Annotated in this window: 2 protein-coding genes; both read right to left on the reverse strand. The window is 64.0% G+C overall.

What is annotated here, in order from left to right:
- Positions 1 to 241: 241 nt before the first annotated feature.
- Positions 242 to 1,063: an IS21-like element helper ATPase IstB gene (gene istB, locus WCE35_RS16420; protein WP_424594385.1), complete on the reverse strand. Its 822-nt coding sequence runs from the start codon at positions 1,061 to 1,063 to the stop codon at positions 242 to 244.
- Positions 1,060 to 2,144 (reverse strand): IS21 family transposase (locus WCE35_RS16425; RefSeq protein ID WP_424594386.1); only part of this gene is annotated, 1,085 nt, incomplete at its 5' end. The genes WCE35_RS16425 and istB, both read right to left, overlap by 4 nt.

Consider the following 2,144-nt stretch of genomic DNA (forward strand, 5'->3'; position numbering starts at 1 on the left):
GGGCGCTAGAGATCGCGCACTAGCGCGCAATGGATTCTTTTTTCATGACTATCATGAGGGCGGGGCGATGCCCGCAAGTGTCTGGGAAATAGCGCCAACAACGGATGATCTGCACCCCGTATAGGGCGACAATCTGGGTGAGAACGGCGCGTCAATCAGGATGAGACGATGCGGCCGAGCGGGATGATGATCGACGCTGGCTCTTGCGTTGGCAAGCGTTTTGATTGACGGCGGGCGTCAATCAGTCTTCAGGGTTCTCGGTTTTCTTAGATGTCGCGTGGGTTGCTGGCCGGCCGCGTCCGCGCTTTCGATCGAGGGCTTCGCGCCGGCGGTAGCTCTCGACGTTCATCTCCAGGATCGTGGCGTGGTGCACGAGGCGGTCGATGGCCGCCAGCGTCATAGCCTGGTCGGGGAAGATCTTGCCCCATTCGCCGAACGGCTGATTGGCCGTGATCAGCATCGATCGCCGCTCATAGCGCGCGGCAATCAACTCGAACAACACGCTGGTCTCGGCCTGATCCTTGGTGACGTAGGCGAGGTCGTCGAGGATCAGCAGGTCGTAGCGGTCGAGCTTGGCGATGGCGCTTTCCAGAGCCAGTTCGCGCCGCGCGATCTGGAGCCGCTGCACGAGATCGGTGGTGCGGGCGAAGAACACCCGCCGCCCGTTCTCGATGAGGGCGAGACCGAGCGCCGCCGACAGATGACTCTTTCCCCCGCCGGGTGGACCGAACAACAGGATATTGGCGCCCTTCCCCAGCCACTCGTCACCTGACGCCAGCGCCATCACCTGCGCCTTGGAGACCATCGGCACGCTGTCGAAGTCGAACGTGGCCAGCGTCTTGCCTGCCGGCAGTCGCGCCTCAGTGAGATGTCGTTCCATACGGCGGCGACCTCGATCGACCATCTCGTGCTCGGCGAGCGCCGCCAGGAAGCGGGCCGCCGGCCAGCCCTCCTTGTCGGATTGCTCGGCGAGTTTCGCCCACATCAGTTTGATGCCGGGCAGGCGCAGCTCGTTCAGCAGCAGCTCGACGCGGGCAGCGTCGACGGTGATTGTCGCGTTCATGCCACCACCTCCAGGATGGAGGTCGGCGCGACAGCGTAAATCGCCGCCAGCTCGTCGTAGGCGCTGAGCGGCACCAACTCCACCTCGATCACCGGCACCGATCCTGGGCTTGGTCCGAACCGCTCGCTTAAGCCCGCCAGATCCGGCAACCGGCCCTCATCGAGGTCCGCGTCGATGACCTGAGCCAACTCCACCTCGCAGGCTCGGTCGTGCGCGAGCGCCAGCAACTCGACTGTCACCTTGCACGCGCGCCTGTCGCCGACGTCCGCACATAACGCCTCGAAGGCTTTGCGGTAGGCCGGGCGCGGGAACAACTGATCGCGATAGACCAGATTGAGGAGCGCCATTGGCTTCTTGCGCAGCGCATGGATGACGTGCCGATAATTGACGACGTGACCGCCTTTGTCGGCAGAGGGTTGCCGTCCTCGCCGCAGCGTCATCATCGGCGTCGAGCCGAGGAAGCAGTCGAGCCGGTCATCGTAGAGGTGGACGCGCAGGCGGTGGCCGATCAGCCGTGAAGGCGCGGTGTAGAACACGCGGCGCAGAATGAAGCCGCCGCTCGACGTCACCGTGACGACCTTCTCCTCATAATCGGCGGTGCGCCGTTTCGGCAAGGCTGAGAGACTGGCTCGCTCAAGCTCGATCCGCTTCCGGTTGTTGACATTCTGGCGGCCGACGATCTCGTCGATGAAGCGGCGGTAGGCGTCGAGATCGTCGAACTCTCTGGCGCCGCGCAGCAGCAGTGCGTCCTCCAGCGTCTTCTTCAAGTGCCCATGAGGACTCTCGATGGACCCGTTCTCGTGGGCAACGCCGGGATTGTTGCGGGATGGCGTCATATCGTAATGGCGCATGAGCCCCTGGTAGCGCTGAGTCAGGTCCTCCTGGGCGTCGCGGTCGAGGTTGCAGAACGCTGCCGACAAGCTGTCGCTGCGATGTTCCAATGGCACGCCACCGAGCGCCCACAGTGCGTTCTGCAAGCCTTCGGCCAGCGCGACGAAGCTCTCGCCGCCGAGCACGACGTGAGCATGCGCGAACCCGGAGAAGGCGAGGCGGAAGTGATAGAGCCGGTGCTCCAGCACGA

Source organism: Bradyrhizobium sp. (genome assembly GCF_049691595.1).
In the GTDB taxonomy this organism is placed as follows: Bacteria; Pseudomonadota; Alphaproteobacteria; order Rhizobiales; family Xanthobacteraceae; genus Bradyrhizobium.

What these genes read in the sequence shown, in the direction of transcription:
- istB (WP_424594385.1), bottom strand. Translation starts at nt 1,063, where the DNA reads ATGAACGCGACAATCACCGTCGACGCTGCCCGCGTCGAGCTGCTGCTG.